Origin of the sequence: Burkholderia sp. Leaf177, assembly GCF_001424345.1 — a bacterium.
GTDB lineage: Bacteria > Pseudomonadota > Gammaproteobacteria > Burkholderiales > Burkholderiaceae > Caballeronia.
In genome coordinates this window covers 249,501-266,557 of the sequence record NZ_LMPF01000012.1, presented here as the reverse complement: position 1 = coordinate 266,557, position 17,057 = coordinate 249,501, and the positions used below count along the sequence as shown (strand labels likewise).

14 protein-coding genes are annotated in these 17,057 nt (G+C 56.3%); 8 read left to right on the top strand and 6 right to left on the bottom strand.

The features are described from left to right. Positions 1 to 56 precede the first annotated feature (56 nt). A complete protein-coding gene (locus tag ASG35_RS32440; protein ID WP_056356865.1) occupies positions 57 to 611 on the bottom strand; it encodes an EAL domain-containing protein in 555 nt (184 codons plus the stop codon). Continuing rightward, positions 583 to 2,493: a sensor domain-containing protein gene (locus ASG35_RS12045; RefSeq protein ID WP_162244400.1), complete on the bottom strand. Its 1,911-nt coding sequence runs from the start codon at positions 2,491 to 2,493 to the stop codon at positions 583 to 585. Before ASG35_RS12045 ends, ASG35_RS32440 begins: the two co-directional genes overlap by 29 nt. 743 nt (positions 2,494 to 3,236) lie before the next feature. Between ASG35_RS12045 and ASG35_RS12040 the strand changes: the two genes are divergently transcribed. Next, complete coding sequence (locus tag ASG35_RS12040; protein ID WP_056356862.1) at positions 3,237 to 3,518, top strand: hypothetical protein; 282 nt, start codon at positions 3,237 to 3,239, stop codon at positions 3,516 to 3,518. Here the strand turns inward: ASG35_RS12040 and ASG35_RS12035 are convergent. Beyond that, a complete protein-coding gene (locus ASG35_RS12035; protein WP_056356859.1) occupies positions 3,507 to 4,319 on the bottom strand; it encodes a phytanoyl-CoA dioxygenase family protein in 813 nt (270 codons plus the stop codon). The two genes, ASG35_RS12040 and ASG35_RS12035, sit on opposite strands and share 12 nt — an antisense overlap. 102 nt (positions 4,320 to 4,421) lie before the next feature. On the opposite strand from ASG35_RS12035, the gene ASG35_RS12030 reads away from it, so the two are divergent. The 6 genes from ASG35_RS12030 (at position 4,422) to ASG35_RS12005 (ending at position 9,964) form a co-directional block, all read left to right on the top strand. Beyond that, positions 4,422 to 5,342, top strand: coding sequence for a LysR family transcriptional regulator (locus tag ASG35_RS12030; protein ID WP_056356856.1), 921 nt, complete (start codon positions 4,422 to 4,424; stop codon positions 5,340 to 5,342). Positions 5,343 to 5,625: 283 nt separating this feature from the next. Next, positions 5,626 to 6,492, top strand: coding sequence for an STAS domain-containing protein (locus ASG35_RS12025; RefSeq protein WP_056357474.1), 867 nt, complete (start codon positions 5,626 to 5,628; stop codon positions 6,490 to 6,492). 2 nt (positions 6,493 to 6,494) lie between these two features. Then, complete coding sequence (locus ASG35_RS12020; protein ID WP_056356854.1) at positions 6,495 to 6,881, top strand: STAS domain-containing protein; 387 nt, start codon at positions 6,495 to 6,497, stop codon at positions 6,879 to 6,881. Next, the gene (locus ASG35_RS12015; RefSeq protein ID WP_082508336.1) at positions 6,872 to 7,288 is read left to right on the top strand and encodes an anti-sigma regulatory factor; all 417 of its coding nucleotides are present in this window, start codon (positions 6,872 to 6,874) and stop codon (positions 7,286 to 7,288) included. Before ASG35_RS12020 ends, ASG35_RS12015 begins: the two co-directional genes overlap by 10 nt. After that, positions 7,273 to 8,271, top strand: a complete 999-nt coding sequence (locus ASG35_RS12010; protein ID WP_056356850.1) for an ATP-binding SpoIIE family protein phosphatase — start codon at positions 7,273 to 7,275, stop codon at positions 8,269 to 8,271. The genes ASG35_RS12015 and ASG35_RS12010 overlap by 16 nt, the downstream gene beginning before the upstream one ends. Position 8,272: 1 nt before the next feature. After that, positions 8,273 to 9,964 carry an ATP-binding response regulator gene (locus ASG35_RS12005; RefSeq protein WP_056356847.1) on the top strand — a complete coding sequence of 564 codons (1,692 nt, stop codon included), beginning with the start codon at positions 8,273 to 8,275 and terminating at the stop codon, positions 9,962 to 9,964. 77 nt (positions 9,965 to 10,041) lie between these two features. On the opposite strand, the gene ASG35_RS12000 is transcribed toward ASG35_RS12005, so the two are convergent. Next, complete coding sequence (locus ASG35_RS12000) at positions 10,042 to 13,830, bottom strand: chemotaxis protein CheB (RefSeq protein WP_082508335.1); 3,789 nt, start codon at positions 13,828 to 13,830, stop codon at positions 10,042 to 10,044. A 310-nt stretch (positions 13,831 to 14,140) separates the two neighbouring features. Between ASG35_RS12000 and ASG35_RS11995 the strand changes: the two genes are divergently transcribed. Beyond that, complete coding sequence (locus ASG35_RS11995) at positions 14,141 to 14,578, top strand: response regulator (protein WP_056357472.1); 438 nt, start codon at positions 14,141 to 14,143, stop codon at positions 14,576 to 14,578. 108 nt (positions 14,579 to 14,686) lie between these two features. Here ASG35_RS11995 and ASG35_RS11990 read toward each other — a convergent pair whose 3' ends face one another. Both ASG35_RS11990 and ASG35_RS11985 read right to left on the bottom strand, forming a co-directional pair. After that, positions 14,687 to 15,619 carry an MBL fold metallo-hydrolase gene (locus tag ASG35_RS11990; RefSeq protein WP_056356842.1) on the bottom strand — a complete coding sequence of 311 codons (933 nt, stop codon included), beginning with the start codon at positions 15,617 to 15,619 and terminating at the stop codon, positions 14,687 to 14,689. A gap of 842 nt (positions 15,620 to 16,461) precedes the next feature. After that, positions 16,462 to 16,896 (bottom strand): pyridoxamine 5'-phosphate oxidase family protein, encoded by a 435-nt coding sequence (locus tag ASG35_RS11985; protein WP_056356841.1) that lies wholly within the window; start codon positions 16,894 to 16,896, stop codon positions 16,462 to 16,464. Positions 16,897 to 17,057: the final 161 nt, after the last annotated feature.

Here is a 17,057-nt window from a genome sequence, read left to right as displayed (position 1 = left end):
TTACTTGGAAAAGCGTTGTTTCTTTAGAGCCTTTAAGCCGAGCACCGCCATGAATCCTACACGGCCTTGTTCTCGTTCATATGGCGTTGGTTCCGGCGCAAGTAGGCATGCAATTGCTCAATAGGCATTGGCCTTGCGAACAGAAAACCCTGCATGTCGCAGCATCCATTCTCCGACAAGAAATCGCGCTGCTCGATTGTCTCGACACCTTCTGCAATCACCTGCGCGCCAAATGCGACGCCCAGCGCCAGCACCGCCAGCACCAGCGCTTCGTCCTGGACCGAAGCGCCAATGCCGCTGACCAACGATTTATCGATTTTCAGGCGGTCCGGTCCGAGTGATTTCAACGATGAAAGATTGGAATAGCCGGTCCCGAAATCGTCGATGGCGATGATCGCACCGCGCGTCGCCAGCATCTTCAGTTCAACGCCCGTGCAAGGTGCCGCAAGCGTGCTTTCCGTAATCTCAAGCTCGAGCATCGACGGATTGGCGCCGGTCGCCGACATTGTCCGGGACAGGAAGTCGACGACATTACCCTGCGTGAATTGCCGCGGCGAAAGGTTGAACGCAACGCGCAATCCGTCATAACGCCGGCAGATCCACGGCGGCACGGCAGACCTCTGTAATCACCCATTCGCCGATAGGAACGATCAAACCGGACTCTTCAGCGAGCGGGATGAACTCTGCCGGAGAGATTGGGCCGAGCGCCGGATCGAACCAGCGAATCAACGCTTCCACCGCCGCGACGTGACCCGTCAGGACGTTGACCTGAGGCTGGAAATACAGACAGAATTCGCGATCGCGAATGGCGCGTCGCAGATTCTGCGCTATAGAGAGACGCTCTTCCGCGCGTGAGCCTGTCGCGTAGTCGTAATGCCGGACCGTGTTACGGCCAAGCGCCTTCGCTTCATACATGGCGGCATCCGCGCGTTTGATCAACGTCTCCACGTCGTGGCCATCGCGAGGGAAAAGGCTCACACCCATGCTGCAATCAATAATGAACTCGTGCTCGTCGATTTTTATCGATGCCGCAAGAGCAGCCTTGAGCCCGCCTATCAATACATCGACCGACCCGTAACCGACAATGTTGGGCAAGAGAATGACGAACTCGTCGCCGCCGTATCGGGCAACCGTCGTGGTTACGGGAGACGCGCTGACAAGGCGGGCAGCGACTTGCTGCAAGAGCCGGTCGCCCACGCTGTGGCCCAGGGAATCATTTACATCCTTGAAGTGGTCCATGTCGAGGAATACGACAGCAACCTGAGTCCCCGTGAGAATGGAAGCACTGATCGCTTGCCGGAGTCGCTCGTTTAATAAAACGCGGTTAGGCAAACGCGTCAGCGAGTCATAACTCGCCTGATGCGCGAGCCGGTTGCGCGACTCGATCAGCTCGCTCACGTCATTCACGATTGCAATGTGATGCGTGGCAACGCCGGCGTCGTCGAGCACGGGGGCAATGAACAACTGATTCCAGAACATCTCGCCGTCCGCGCGATAGTTCCGCAAGATGGTGCTCACTTCCGCGTCCGTTTTCAAAGCATTCCTGATTTCCCGCAAGCCATCTTGTTCCCGGTCATCGCCTTGCAGAAACCGGCAGTCGCGACCGATGACTTGCGCCGCCGAATAACCGGTGATGCGCTCGAACGCTGGATTCACATAATCGATCAGGTATTGCTTGCCATGGGCTCGCGTCATGACTACTGCGTTGACACACGCATCGAGGGCGCGGCTTCGCAGGCGCAGCGCTAGTTCCGCGGCCTTGCGCGTGGTGATGTCTTCGTGCAAGGCCAGCACGCCCATGACTTCGCCCTTGGGGCCGAGCAAAGGCACTTTTGTTTTGGCATACCAGCGGACTTCTCGGGCGTGCTCGAAGTAAGCCGGATGCTCGTATGCAATATGGCCGTTCTTCGAGAACATCGCCTGGTTGTCACGCCGGCGCGCGTCGGTTGCATCCAGGCGCCACGGCAAGTCGAAATCCGTCAGGCCTTCAACGTCCTTCGCGTGCGCCAAACCGGCTTCCTTAGCGAAAGACGCGTTGCACCCCAGGTATTCGGAATTGCCGTTTTTCCAGTAAATGCGTTGCGGGACGCTGTTGAGGACGGTTTCAAGCATGGACTTCGCGGTCGCGACTTCAAGTTCGGCTTGCCTGCGATTCGATACGTCCAGACAGATGATGTAGCACGACGTCTTCCGCTGAAATTCAGTGACGTGGTATGAGACATTGACCGTCAGTTCAGTGCCGTCCTTTCTCAGATGCGTCCAGTCACCGGCAGAACCGGCAGCCGCGTGCGCGGTCGCGATTTCGCGCAACTTGCGTCTGAATGGCTCGATGTCCCGGGCAAGGCGCAGGTTATCCATCGACAATCGCTTGAGCTCTGTGCGGGTGTACCCGTAGAGATTGCACGCGGCGCGGTTCGCAGCGAGGATGCGCGTGGTGTCTACGTCGTACACAAGCATTGGGAGCGGATGACCGACGAAGTAGCGCCTGAACATTATTTTGGGCAGATCGCGTGGAAAGACCGAGATCAATTGGTAGATCGTGCAGCCAATCAAGCCGCCCAACACAAGCAACAGTAAGGTGTCGCGGCCTGGAATAGACGCCGATTGCTCGATCGGACTGAGTAAGTGTCTATTAAAGAAAATTTCAAGGGCGAGCAGGATACCAAGGAGCGCCGTCGCGGCCGCGAAAATGCGGCGTCGGGACGTGCGAAGCCATCGCCTCATTGGCGACCAAGTGCTGCTGACCATGCGTACAACCTCTCAGATACTTTTATGTTTATAGATTTGACGCTAATACCCAATGCTTCAAACGCTCAATTCAACTTGCACCATGTCCGTGAGGCGAGCACTTCCAGCGGAATCGAGTGGATTGCCTTAAGCGAGTTTCGTGCCGTGCCAAGTAGGTAATTACGGTCCTTTGGAGCGGCGGAGAAACTGGCGCGGCATGGAATTCAGTTGGTTTGGGCGATGGTGTAACGTAACATGCCGCCGTAGCACCCTGATTTCATAACGCAGCAGCGCGGCGTTATAACAACAGTTCGGACAACACATAGTGCGAAAGGCAAGACGCAGTTTCTAGCGGCGACAGAGCCGGAACGTTTTATGCACCAGGCGACACAGCCGCGATGCGGCTAGTACATTTCGAGTGGTAGACATTGAGGTGATGCGTGTGTGCTGCCAAGCACGAGTGCTATCCTGTTGGCAGTCTTAAAACCATAAAAAATCGAGAGAGAACGATGCAAAGCGATCCATGCGGTGAGTACTTCTCGGAAGAAATACTTCAAGGATTGATAGCCAAGATCGGCTTACCGGCATACGCGGTACTGTCCATCATCGCGGCAGCGGAGTCGGATACTGGGGGGCCCGTGCGAATGCCTATTGAAAAGATTGCCGAACTCATGGGTAAAAGCGTCGAGACAACTCGATCAGCACTGGACATCCTCAGGAAAAACGATCTGGTGACAACCGAGTTGCAAGGCAGGAATAACGTTTATCGGCTTTTACCTTTATCGGTTTAAAGCCGGGACACGCTCGACAATGGTGTCGCTACCCAGCTGCAAAGGCGCGAAGTTGGTCGAACGCACATAATCGGGGCGCGGGTTTTCCACATTGGCGGGCTGATTAACGACGGTGTTGTACACGATATACGCCTGCCACCGGTCATCGCCGGAAAGGTTGTGGCCTGACGCGTGCACAATATTCGCATCGAAGAACACGACCGTTCCTGGCGTGCCCATGATCGGCACGGCTTTCGGATGAGTGGATAGAACTTCGAGCATCGTCGTTTTCGGCACCACGTAAAAACGGTAACCGGTCGCGTCGTCGAATGCAGGTTGCAGCGAGCCGAGTTTATGGCTTCCCGGAATGAAGTACAGGCAGCCGCCCATTTCGGTCGGCTCGTCGAGCATGATGAGCGCCGTGGTCATTGAAGGGTTCTTAATGCCGTCTTTATGCCACGTGCCAAAGTCCTGATGCCATTGCCACACCGAACCGTCGATAGCCGTCTTCAGGTTGCACTTCGTGTGATGGATGTAGAGCGCCGGATCGCCTAACAATTGCCGAGCCGGTTCGAGCAGCCGTGGCGCGCGCGATGCCGCGTGAAACACGGGCGACGCCGTCGGGCTTTTTGTTTCGTGAACCTTGTAGATCGTCTTTGCAATGCCACCGGTTTTCTCGCGCACCAGATGATCCGTTTCGATCTGCTGGATGCGCTTTAGGTCGCGCTTCATTTCCTGCACTTCCTCACCAGTTAGCAAAGAAGGCAGCACGATAAATCCATCGCGCGCGTAAGCGGCCTGTTGAGCGTCGTTGAGTTTCATTGTGGATGTCTCCTGTCGATCTCCTAGAGGTGGATCGTAATGACATCCATAAGCGATGTAAAAGATATAATAAGTTCGCTTTCAGTACCTTAAAGGTATGACATGGAACTTCGTCATTTGCGCTATTTTCTGACCGTGGCGCAAACACTGAACTTCACCAAAGCCGCCGAACGTTTGCATATGGCGCAGCCGCCACTAAGCCGCCAGATTCGCGATCTCGAAGCGGAATTGGGCGTGGAATTATTCGATCGCCGCGGCAAGCGCCTGGCGTTGTCGTCGGCTGGAATGGTGTTCGCTGATCGCGCCCGGGGCATTCTGGCATCGGCGGATGCTGCCGTGGTCGACTCACAGCGTGCGGCACGCGGCGAGATTGGCCATCTGGCGGTCGGCTTCTTCGAACATATTGCATACACGTTATTGCCCGCGCTTATTCGCGAGTTTCAACAACGCTTCCCCGATGTTTCCATCGAGTTGCGCTGGTTCACCGCGGCCGAGCAAATCAACGCGCTCGCGCGTGGCGAAGTCGATGTTGCATTCGTGCGCACCGTGCCGCCCGATTCAAACCTGACATCCACGATGATCCTGCGCGAGCCGTTCGTTGTTGCGATCGCCAAGGACAATCCGCTTGCCGCAAAACGCACGATTTCTATTGGCGAATGCGCGGACATGCGCGTGATCAACTATCGCAAGGACGTGGCGCCCGATTATCACGCGATCATCAATCAGCTCTGCGCGTTGGGCGGTTTTACGCCATCGCCGTTATTCGAAATGGGCCAGATCTACGCTTCGCTCGGACTCGTGAGTTCGGGGTTCGGCATAGCGCTGGTTCCCGCCTCGGTCCAGCATGTGCATATGGATAACGTGGTGTATCGGCCGCTTCGCGAACGGCATGCGGTGAGTGAATTGCTGCTCGCCTGGACGAATCCATCGCCGCCCGCAGTGTTGAGCGCGTTCGTCCAGCTAGCGGGCGAGATTGCCGGGCGCTCGGGCAAGCGCAAAAGAAGCGTATCAACCCCGCCTTAGGAGAATCCGGAATCTCTTCAGGGTTGTTTCCTTAGCCCGATGCATAGCGGTCAAATCGCTAAGTCCAAAATAAAAATGCCGGCCGTTTCCAGCAATTCTTTTGTCAAACCGCGTTCTCGCTAGTGCATTTAAGGCTACGCGCGGGGTCGTTGTCCAAGGTCTTTTAGGGTCTGGAATGTCTATACTTTGTCACCGGGCATTAAACTTGGCTCTTACGGGCCGTTCGATGGTTGTCACATATAATTGCTTAGGCGAATATCGCCTTTAAAACTTGGAGAAAGACTTGAGCAAGCGCGCTGGTTTAGCCGACATTTTACAAAAAGACGAAGCAAAAATTCTCAACGCATGGATAAACGAGCAACTTTCTGGTGCGACGAGTCAAGGTGGATTGTCCGAGGCCGAAGTCAGGGAAAGCTCGCGTGCCTTTCTTTCAGTGTTTGCGTCTGCCGTAAAAAATGACTATTCGGAGCAAATCAGCGGCGCCGAATGGGACGACGTCAGGGCCCATCTCGCGAAGCTGTCGCGCGAACGCGTGGTCCAGGGATTTTCATCCGAAGACACTGCGACCTTTGTTTTCTCGCTAAAGAAGCCGTTGTTCGACAGCCTCCGGGAAAATGGCGGCGACGCCGATCTCTTGAACGAAGAATTCTGGAAGCTGACTCAAGTTCTGGACAAGCTCGGTCTGGTTACCGTCTCCGAGTATCAAAAGAGCCGCCAGCAAATTATCGAGCGGCAGCAGCAGGAACTCCTCGATTTGACGACTCCCGTGGTCAAGCTATGGGATTCGATCGTAGCGTTGCCTTTGATCGGCACCCTAGACAGCGAACGTACCCAGGTCGTCATGGAAAGCCTGCTTGATTCCATCGTGGAAAATGAAGCGGCAATCGCGATTATCGATATCACGGGTGTTCCCACGGTAGATACGCTGGTCGCGCAACATTTGCTCAAGACCGTGGCAGCCGCACGCTTGATGGGCGCCGAGTGCATCATCAGCGGCATTCGCCCACAGATTGCACAGACCATCGTGCACCTGGGTGTCGACTTGGGCGACGTGGTCACCAAGGCGACGCTTGCTGAAGCGCTCAAGATTGCGCTGCGCCGCGTCGGGTTAACGGTAGGCAAGCTTGGTAGCGTTAAAGCAGGCGAATAAGCATGGAACAAATTCCGGTTCTCAAGCTGGGCGACTTTCTATTGGTATCTATCCAGGTCGAGCTTCACGACGAACTGGTGCTTAATCTTCAGGACGATCTGACGTCGCGTATCGAGAAAACACGCGCACGCGGTGTGTTGATTGACATCTCGGCGCTGGAGATTGTTGACTCGTTCATAGGTCGTACCTTGGGACACATAGCCGCCATGGCCCGGGTGCTCGATGCCACCACGGTCCTCGTCGGAATGCGCCCTGCAGTCGCGATCACGTTGGTTGAACTCGGGATGTCGCTCAAAGGAATCCGCACCGCACTCGATATCGACAAAGGCATGGCGCTGTTGCGTCAGTCGCTCGACGAGCCCTCGGACGAAACCGGAGAATCCTCATAGTCACTCTGAGCCCTGCGGTCCTTGAAATACGCACGTCCGATCAAGTCAATGGCGCACGTAAATTCATCCAGGAACTCGCGACAAGAATGGCTTTTGGCACGCTGGAACGCACCAAGTTCGTGACGGCCGCGAGTGAGCTTGCGCGAAATACGCTAGTGCACGGTAAAGGGGGGACGGTTACGGTCAACGAGGTTGAATACAACGGCCGCATTGGCATCAAACTTGTGTTTGAAGATCAGGGACCGGGCATTCCGGATATCGATCGGGCGCTGGAAGACGGCTTCAGCACGGCTAAAAGCATGGGACTGGGACTAGGCGGCGCACGCCGTCTGGTGAACGAATTCGAAATTACGTCGACAGTGAATGTAGGGACTACAGTGAGCATTACCCAATGGAAGAGGCGCTGAGTCTTTCAGATCAAAGCGGCGTAGCAGAAGCACGGCGAACCGCCATTAAATTAGCGCAAAGCCTGGGGTTTTCCGAACGTTATCAGGCCGACGCGGCTTTGGTTGCGAGCGAAGCCGCGACCAACATCATCAAGTACGCCGGTCGCGGCGAGATGCTGCTGCGTCAATACACAAGCGAAGGTGGTCCCGGCATCGAAATGCTGGCGCTCGATCGCGGCCCGGGAATCGCGAATCTCGATGCAGCCCAACGCGATGGCTTTTCAACGGGCGGCAGTCTTGGCGCTGGTTTGGGCACCATGTCGCGCCGCTCGCATCTATTCGACATTTATTCGGTCGCGGGGCTGGGCACCGCGGTGCTCGCGCGTATCCAGAACGGCAAATCACAAGCAGCCGATCCATCACGCTTCATGGTCGGGGCGCGATCAACGCCGAAGGCCAATCAGGAGGTGTGCGGCGACGCGTGGGGTATCAGCGAACGCGCCGGGCAGATGCGCACGGTGCTGCTCGACGGCCTTGGACACGGCCCGCTTGCGTCCGACGCATCCCAACGCGCGGTGCAGATCTTTCGCAAAGCCGATGCCGTCGATTCACCCGCCAGCATCCTTCGTCATGCGCACGAAGGTCTCAAGGGAACGCGGGGAGCGGTGATGGCGGTAGCGCAGATCGATACAGCCGCAGGCTCCGCTCAGTTTGCCGGGGTCGGCAATATCGTCGGGATCGTGGTGTCCGGCGACACCAATCAGCACCTGCTTTCCACAGATGGCACGGTCGGCTACAACATGCGTCTGGTCCGGGAAGTGTCGGTTGAATGGACTGGCCGCAGCGTGATGATCCTGACCACCGACGGCTTGTCGACGCGCTGGAACCTGAACCGGCATCCGGGCCTGGTTCAACATCATCCGAGCCTGATTGCCGCGGTCTTGCATCGGGATTTTGCGCGCGACTCCGACGATGCAACGGTGGTCGTCGTCAAGGCGGTGTGACATGCTTCATCGAATTCTCTCGACTCCGATCAGCAGCAACCTCAGTCTCGTCGCGATCCGCGACCGGTCCCGTCAGGTCGGTGAGTTGTTCGGCCTCGACAATCTGCAGCGCACCCGATTCATTACCGGTATTTCTGAAATTGCGCGCAATGCAGTGCAATTCGCCGGCGGAGGAACGCTGACGTTTCTCGTCGGCGATGCCAGCGCGGCAATCAACATGCAATGTGTCGTCGCGCAGATCTCGGACAAAGGCCCGGGCATCGAAAATCTGGACGAACTGCTGGCCGACGTATCTCTTGGCGGAAGGTCCACGAATATAGGCATTCCCGGAAGCCGGAGAATGGTCGATGGCTTTTTCATCACCTCGCAAGCTGGGCAGGGTACGACCGTATCGTTGGAAATGTTCCTGCCGCGCGATACCCCGCGCCTGACCACAGCGCAGTTGGGCGGCCTGGTCGAGCAACTCACGCGCAGGAAAGCGCAGACGCCAGTCGAGGAACTGGAGCGTCAGAATCGCGACATGTTGCTGGCACTCGAAGCGTTGCGCCGGAACAAAGCGGAGCTCGAAGACGCCGACGCGCGCAAGAACGAGTTTCTTGCGATGCTTGCGCATGAACTTCGTAATCCACTTTCGGCGATCTCTTTGTCGCTTGAATTAATGCAGCGCAGCGCCGAACCAATGAGCGACATTCAAGCGAGAACCTTCGCGGTAATCGGCCGCCAGGCGCAGCATCTTTCGCACATGGTCAATGACTTGCTCGATGTCTCGCGCGTGACTCGCGGGAAAGTCGAACTGAAGACGGAAATTGTTTGTATTGACACGCTCATAGACGGCGCGGTGGAAATGACCGCAGCCGAGACGACGCGCCACGGACACCGGGTATTGGTCGATTGCCCGAGCGAATCTATCCTGGTCCGGGTCGATCCAGGCAGGCTCAAACAGGTATTCAGCAACATCATTCATAACGCCGCGCGTTACACGTCACAACCGGACGAGATCCGTGTTTCTGTATCGGCTGACGACAGCAATGTACGAGTGAGCATATCCGACCGCGGCATTGGCATTGACGCAAGCATGTTGCCGCGCGTCTTCGATCTGTTTGCTCAAGCATCGATGGGACTCGGACGGGAGGATTCCGGACTGGGTATCGGCTTGACGGTGGTGCAAAGGCTCGTGCGCGATCACGGTGGGTCCGTGACAGTCGAAAGCCTTGGGATTGGGCGAGGCAGCACGTTCGTGGTCGAATTGCCGCGCGTTCACAACGCCGCACCGGAAGTGCTGGAGACGGTCGTCGACGAGTCGAACGGTTACGCGCAAAGAATTCTGCTCGTGGATGACAACCAAGACTCGCTGCAAGCACTCGAGGCCTTGCTTGTGATGGACGGCCACGCGTGCCATATAGCGGTCGATGGGAAAACGGCGCTATCTCCCGAGTTGGCGTTCAGCCCGACGGTGGCGGTCATCGATATCGGATTACCCGACATGTCGGGATTTGACGTTGCAGCAAATCTGCGCGAGCGCTTTGCCTCGAGTCCGCTCACTTTAATTGCGCTCAGTGGTTATGCGACCGCGGAATTTCACAAGGAAGCGATAGAAGCCGGATTCGATTATTACTTCGCGAAGCCGATGCCTATCGACAAGATCTTCGACTTGTTAAAAGGCTTACCCGAACCAAAAGCGGTCGCTAACTAGGTGACATGTGAATGGGTTGAGCATCCTTAGTTCGAACGTACCGTCACCAGGTTGCATCGATCTCCTTATCAAGCATGTCAGCGGGCAACATCGCCACGTGGCATCGCAATCAAGGCGCCTAGCTCCTTGAGATCGGCCGGTTTAACCAGGTGATGGTCGAACCCTGCAAGTCGGGAGCGCTCAACGTGCTCATCTTGTCCATACCCGCTTAGTGCAATCAACACAGTGTCGGAATGTTCTTGCAAGGCGCGAAGCCGCTGCGCTACTTCATAGCCGTCCATGTCGGGCAACCCGATGTCCAGGAGTACGACTTCCGGATGGAATTCCTGCGCAGTTGCCAACGCGGACAAACCATCTGTCGCCAGGCGCACGTCGTGCTGATCCAGTCGCAAGAACATTGCCGTGCTGTCTGCAGCATCGACGTTGTCATCGACCACCAAGATCCTTTTGGGCGTTTTGACGACGGCAGTCGCCTGCACAGCGGCGTCTTCGGGCGCTGACTGCATGTCTGGCTGGACGGCCGGGAAGCGTACGACGAACTCACTGCCCTTGTCGATCCCTTCGCTGAACGCCTGCACGCTCCCGCCGTGCAATTCGGTAAGACGACTCACTAACGCCAGTCCTATGCCAAGACCTGAAGCTTTTCGATCAAGCGAAGAGTCGGCCTGAACGAAGATCGTAAAGATGGTCGGAAGCAGCGCAGAGTGCATGCCAATTCCGTTGTCCGAAACTTTTAGCACTACCTCCTGGTCTTCTCTGCACAACGTTACCTCAATGCGGCCATGGGGCGGCGTGTACTTGACTGCATTGCCCACGAGGTTCATGACTATTTGTTCAATGCGCAGCGGGTCACCTTCAATCCACAATGGCTCTTCAGGCAAAGAAATAACAACGGTGTGTTGATGCCGATGAATCTCCGGCTGCATCGCGTCCATTGCGTGTCGTGCAAGATCGATAATATTGATCCGCGTCTTCTTGAGCTTGATTACTCCGCGCGTGATTCGAGACACGTCGAGGAGATCGTCGACCAAACCGATCTCGTGCTCGAGCTGGCGCTGTGCAATCGTCCGCGCCTTGTGTTCAATGGCGGGTTCCGCAGTACCTCGCTCCCAGATGTCCAGGCCATTTCGAATCGCAGCCAGGGGATTGCGGAGCTCGTGGGCGAGCATGGCTAAAAATTCGTCCTTTGTACGATCCGCCGCCTGGAGTTGACTGAGCGTTTCGTTTTGTTCGGTCACGTCATTGATGGTGAGCAGAACAAGCGCACGTGCCGGGAAATCCACGCGTGTTGCGTTCAAACGCATGGTTCGCAGACTCAACCCCGGGAAATCGTGGGTGAGGGAAAAATTTCGAACCGACTGTTCCTCTGGCAGGACCTCTTCCAGCAACGCCTTGAGCGCTTCGCTATTCCACTGACCGTTACCTAATGCAAACAGCCTTGCGCCAATCGTGGCTTCCGGTTCAGTTCGAAACGTCTCGTAGAAGGCGCGATTCGCCCGGACGATCCGTAGGTTTGCGTCAAGCACCAGCAAGGGATCGAAGATTGTCTCGAGCAGCGAATCAGCGTAATCGCGCTCACCGCTCGCCAGGTCGTGAAGCGACTTCAATTCATCGTTCCGATAACGAAGCTCCTCGTTCGATGTCGATAGCTCCTCGTTGATCGACTGCAGCTCCGCTCTTGTCGTCTCGAGTTCCTCGTTGGTGCTTTGAAACTCCTCGTTGCTCGACATGAGCTCTTCTTCGCTCGACTTGAGTTCTTCCCGGGCACTTTCGTGATCTTCCAGCATGCTGCGGATCTGTTCGCGTGAGGCCGTAAGCTCCGCGGTCAGCCGCGCGATTTCCGCGTCTTTTTGCGTATGACCGCGCGTCCCAAGACGGCCAATCCAGCGGTGCGATGCGCGCGAAACCGAGTCCACAATCGATCCACGCGCGAACGTGGGTAAAAGTGTCGTCCGCGACGTTGCATCTTCGAAGAAGATGAGAAACCAGCGGCCATCGAGTTCATCCGACTGGATGGGATGCACTTCAAGGTTGGCTTCGCGTGGACCGTCGGAAGACGCCAACCGGATTGCCGATTTGCGCACTACAGTGCCGCTCGTGTCGGCTTCCCTGACTGCTCGGCTGAGTGGCAGAAAGATCTCGGGCTTCGCAAGGCGTTGCAGACTGGTACTCGGCGGACCGCTGGGATTGACGAGGAACGGAGTCGTGTCCCCGCGAAATTCGACGATGTTGAATTCCCCGTCGCAAATAACAAATGCCGGCGCATAACGTGCCAATACTCGTGCTTCGGCTTTCGCCACGAGCCGCTGGGCGTGGCTAGGTGTCGTTTTGTTAGCCACTGCGCGTCCTGGCAAGGCCATTATTTGCGATGGTGACGTCAGTGAAAGCAGTCTGGCGGCGGTGTGGCCGGTGCCTTCTCTCTTGTTATAGAGCTTCGTGCGCTTGCTTTCGAGCACTCCAAAAAGGCCGGAGAACGAGCCGACACTCTCAGATGGTCCCAGCATCAAAATGCCGGTTGGCCTGAGAGCATAGTGAAAAAGCGGCATTACGCTGCGCTGTAATACAGGATCGAGGTAAATCAGAAGATTTCGGCAGCTGATCAGGTCCATGCGCGAGAACGGCGGATCAACCGCCACATTGTGGCGAGCAAACGTACAGACGTCGCGCACGTACTTTTCGACCTTGTAATATTCGCCGTCGCGCACAAAGAATCTTTCGAGGCGTTCTGGCGAGACATTACGAGCGATGTTCTCGATATATCGTCCTGAACGGGCTGTGTGCAGGGCTTCTTCACTAATATCCGTGCCGAAAATCTGAAACTTGGTGGTAATGCCGTGCTCACCGAAATACTCGAACAGGCATATCGCGATTGAATACACTTCCTCACCGCTCGCACAGCCGGGAACCCAGACGCGGATTGGTTCAGTCCTTGACGGTTCGTCGAAGAATCGCGGAAACACGCGTTGTGTCAGCGCATTGAATGCCTCCGGGTCTCTGAAGAATTCGGTCACGCGAATAAGTAGATCGCGGCCGAGCGCGAGCGGCTCCGAGGGGTCGGACCGAAGCAACGCGACGTAGTCGTCGATGTCTGCAACCCGGTGCAACGCCATGCGTCGTGACAAGCGGCGATAGATGGTGCCGCGCTTGTAATGACTGAAATCGACCTTGCATGCGCTGTTCAGGATTCGAAACACGGGCCTCAAGCTTTCCTCGGTCGGGTCGGCCACCCGAGGCGTCTGCTCCAGTCGGAAAATTGCGAGGTGAGGATGCATACCCATCCTGCAGATTTCCTGGCCAATGCGTACCGGCGGCAGAACCAGATCGACGCACCCTTGAGCGACCGCCAGGCGTGGCATGCTGGTAAACGCGGCCGTCGCTTCGTCTTGTGCGAGCGTGATCCCGCCTTCGCTATGGATAGACTGCAACCCTAGTACGCCGTCGGACCCCGTGCCGGAAAGAATGACGCCTATCGCGTTGGTTCCCTGATCCTTTGCAAGCGAATCAAGAAGATCGTCGACGGGCATGGGCGGGCCCATGGTCGTGTCACGCGGACGTAGCCGGACACGACGATCCCGCACTGTCATGGAGACGCCCGGCGGGATTACATAAACATAACCCGTCTCGATTGCCATTGCATCGACCGCCTGGGCGACGCGTAACGACGTATGGCGCGCCAGAATTTCAGGCAGCGAGCTCGCGTGGTCCGGATCGAGATGAATGACGACCATACACGCAAGGGCGCAGTCCGGCGAAAACTCTGCTATCAGCTCTGAGACCGCTTGCAGACCGCCAGCCGAAGCCCCAATCCCGACAATCGGAAAAGACCGGGATTGGGCCTTGACCGGAACGACCGCAAGTTTAGTCATTAAGAAACCTTTTGGTAGAACGCTATCGTCGCATTCCGACCATATTGAGTCTAGAAGATAAAGCCGTCATGCGGAATCCGGCCATAAAAAATGGCAGCCTGCCAATGACAGATGTATTGACTCCGCATGCATGCGTTTGCGAGGATAGCCGGAACGATCCGACGAATCCGCAGTGCCGGAAATTAACGGATTATCGCAGGCAAGCGACAGGAAAATTATGCCGCTTTAGCGTATGAGATCTTCGCAACGAAATGGCACCGCTACGGTTAAGCTTGTGCAGTGCTCGAGTATGAGAATAACGGAGTGGGTAATGGGTCTTGAGGGACTAGCGGGACTAGATCGCAATGTGCGGGTTCGGGAATGGACCGACAGGCGGATCGACGTTCAAGGCGAGAAGATGCGGGTCCTGGTCGTCGACGACCATATGCTCGCGGCCGAGGCATTGGCGATGGTATTGACGCTCGAAGACATGGTGTGCCGTACTGCGTTTGGTGGGCTCGATGCTATTGCCATAGGCGTCGCCTGGATACCGCACGCGATCATCATGGACATCTCAATGCCTGGCTGCAGTGGTTTCGACGCAGCGCTGGCGCTACGCCACGATCGGCGAACGAACCATGTTTCAATATTCGCGTTCACCGCGCTTGATGAATCCGAAGTCCTCCGGCATGTCGTTGACGACGAGTTCGACGGTTATTGCCAGAAGGGTCAATCTCCCGCAAGTCTGGTCGCGCTTCTCACTCGATAAAGCAATGGGCAAGGAGTGCCGACCCTGCGATCGATGCAGCGCAACAAAATGTTCCCTGACTAAAAGTCGCCACAAATCTTGCAGACTTGTGGCGACTTCCTGCATTAATCAGTAATCCCACACGACGGGCACGAAACGAAAGCGTTCACCATCCTTTGCAACGTGACCGATGGAAGGAAACGCAACATGCGCTGCCGCCAGCAGTGCACCAGTTTCAGCAGCTTCGTTGAACAGGGCGATGCGTACCTCCACCGCTCCTTCAGGATCATGCTCGAAGCCATTTTGCCAGTCGGGATTGTCGAAGTTGACTTCGAAGATGGCGTCGCCGACGAACGTGAGTTTCTCGCCTTTCGATTCGATATCCACAACGCAATGTCCCGGCGTATGCCCACCGGTCACGCGCGCCGTCACACCCGCTGCAACTTCCACGGTCTCGTCAAATAGCACGATATTCTTGCTATAGATTTCCGCGAACGTCGCAGCAGCCTTGCGAAGCGCGGGAGGAACCGTTTCCGGCATTACGGTCTTGCTGAAGTCGGGATTTTTCCAGAATTCAACCTCTCTTGCCGACACGTGAATGCGCACATCCGGACGCAGTTTCGCCTTGACGCCGTCAACGTTCAGACCGCCGACGTGGTCCATGTGCATGTGTGTAATCACAATGTCGGTGATGGCAGCCAGATCAATGCCAGCCGATTCCAGCCGCATCACCGACCGACCCGCACGCGAGAAGTATTCGAAGCCGTCACCCACGCCCGAATCGATTAGTATCAGGCGATCGCCACTGCGCACGAGCGCAATGTTCAGCGCCCAGTCGAACGTGTCTCGTTGCAGGAAACGACCATCGAACCATTCATTGCGATCTGCTTCGCTCACGTTGGTGGACATGGTAGAGGTCGGGAGTGGCAGAACGCCATCGCTGATCAGCACGACATCGACGTCGCCCACGCGCACGGCGTAGCGGGACGATACGAGTTCGCCTGAACCGTCCTTGCCGAGTCGGGTGATCACCGGCTGCACATTGCGGGTTGTCTGGTTCATTTGCAATAGTCCTGTGTGGATTAATTGGAACCGCTCCGCGTGGCGCAGTTCATGAGTACGACCACGAAATTTGCGCGCTTCGTTGTGCTCGCATATCGGGCGGCCATGTGAGAAATCTTATTCAGGAATAGCGCGCGCCAGAAGCGTCGCGAATGCATACATCGTGTTGTTTGAAGAGCAACAATCATCGAAGGACAAAGATGTCGCGGCTAAGGCAACACCGTGGTTCGTGAATGTGGCCTGATACGTGGCGCTAACGGCGAGCCGTGCGGTAGTCGCTCACCAGATGCATGGAAAAGTGCTCGCTCAGGCGAAGTATGTCGCCAGGTACCATCGAGCGATGTCCGCCGATTTATGGTCGCAACGGCTGCGATTTGCCGTCGGATCGCGTCCACGGATCCAACCGAGCATGTGGCCTAAAAGCCCCGCAAGTTGGCGTAAAGCGCTGAGGTTATGGACGTGCCACGGTGACGCGAACTGCTAATCTCCAGGTGCAGCACTTCACGCATGTCCGGTCGGCTCATATCCGACCGGGCCAGTTAGCGGGGATTTCCTCGCATGGCTCAGCAGTTTTGTCGGCTGGGACTTCTCACCGAATGGTGCCTGGGCGATGCCGATTGGAGCGACTCTTCCTATTTTGCGTTGGCAGCTTAAGCCTTGAGCATGACTGATAGACAAGGCGTTTTAAGATCATCGGCACAACGAACGAATCGTCGTGTGAGTAACGGGAAACTGCGACCACATGCCGAACAAAAGACGCGCTGAGGAAGTGACGTAAGAGAGTCATAGCGGCGTCAAAGATGCTGACGCCGCTAATGTTGCCTTGCATTCCTAGTCTAGTGTCAGAGGGCCACTTCGCCGTCTTCCTCACCATCCCAGTAATGCAGGCGTTTTGCCGTTACCCTGATTAAGACGACGCCCGGTGTATTAAAGCCTTCCTCGAACCAACGGTCAATCTCCTTCGACCAATGCGCCTTGATTGCCGGCTTTTCGCGAATGAGTTCCGCGCGGCCCTCTATCGCGAGAAACAAACCAGGCTTTCCAAGCAGATGCTTTTGCCCCGTGAATGTAAGACCGACTACGGCGTCGCGCTGGATATCGGCGACCGTGTGCGAATCTTCGGAAGTGAAGAAGTAGCTGTCACCATCGTATTCCACGTCGCCATTGTTACTCATTGGGCGGCTGGCGATTTCACCATCTGCGGAACGCGTCGACATCATCGCAAAGTCGATTTTTGCCATGGTTTTAGCGATGTCGGCCAGAGTCATCGTAGTCATGCGTGCTCCTTGAAGTTAGATTAGCTGTTGTACGCAAAGAGCGTTCCTAGCAGGTGGCACGTCATAGGTCGGTTGCAGGTGATTCGTGAATTTAGGCTTGTTTCACTTGAGAGGGCGTTGGTTAAAGCAGAACCTTGGTCAACGTTTTTAGGTGCGGTTCA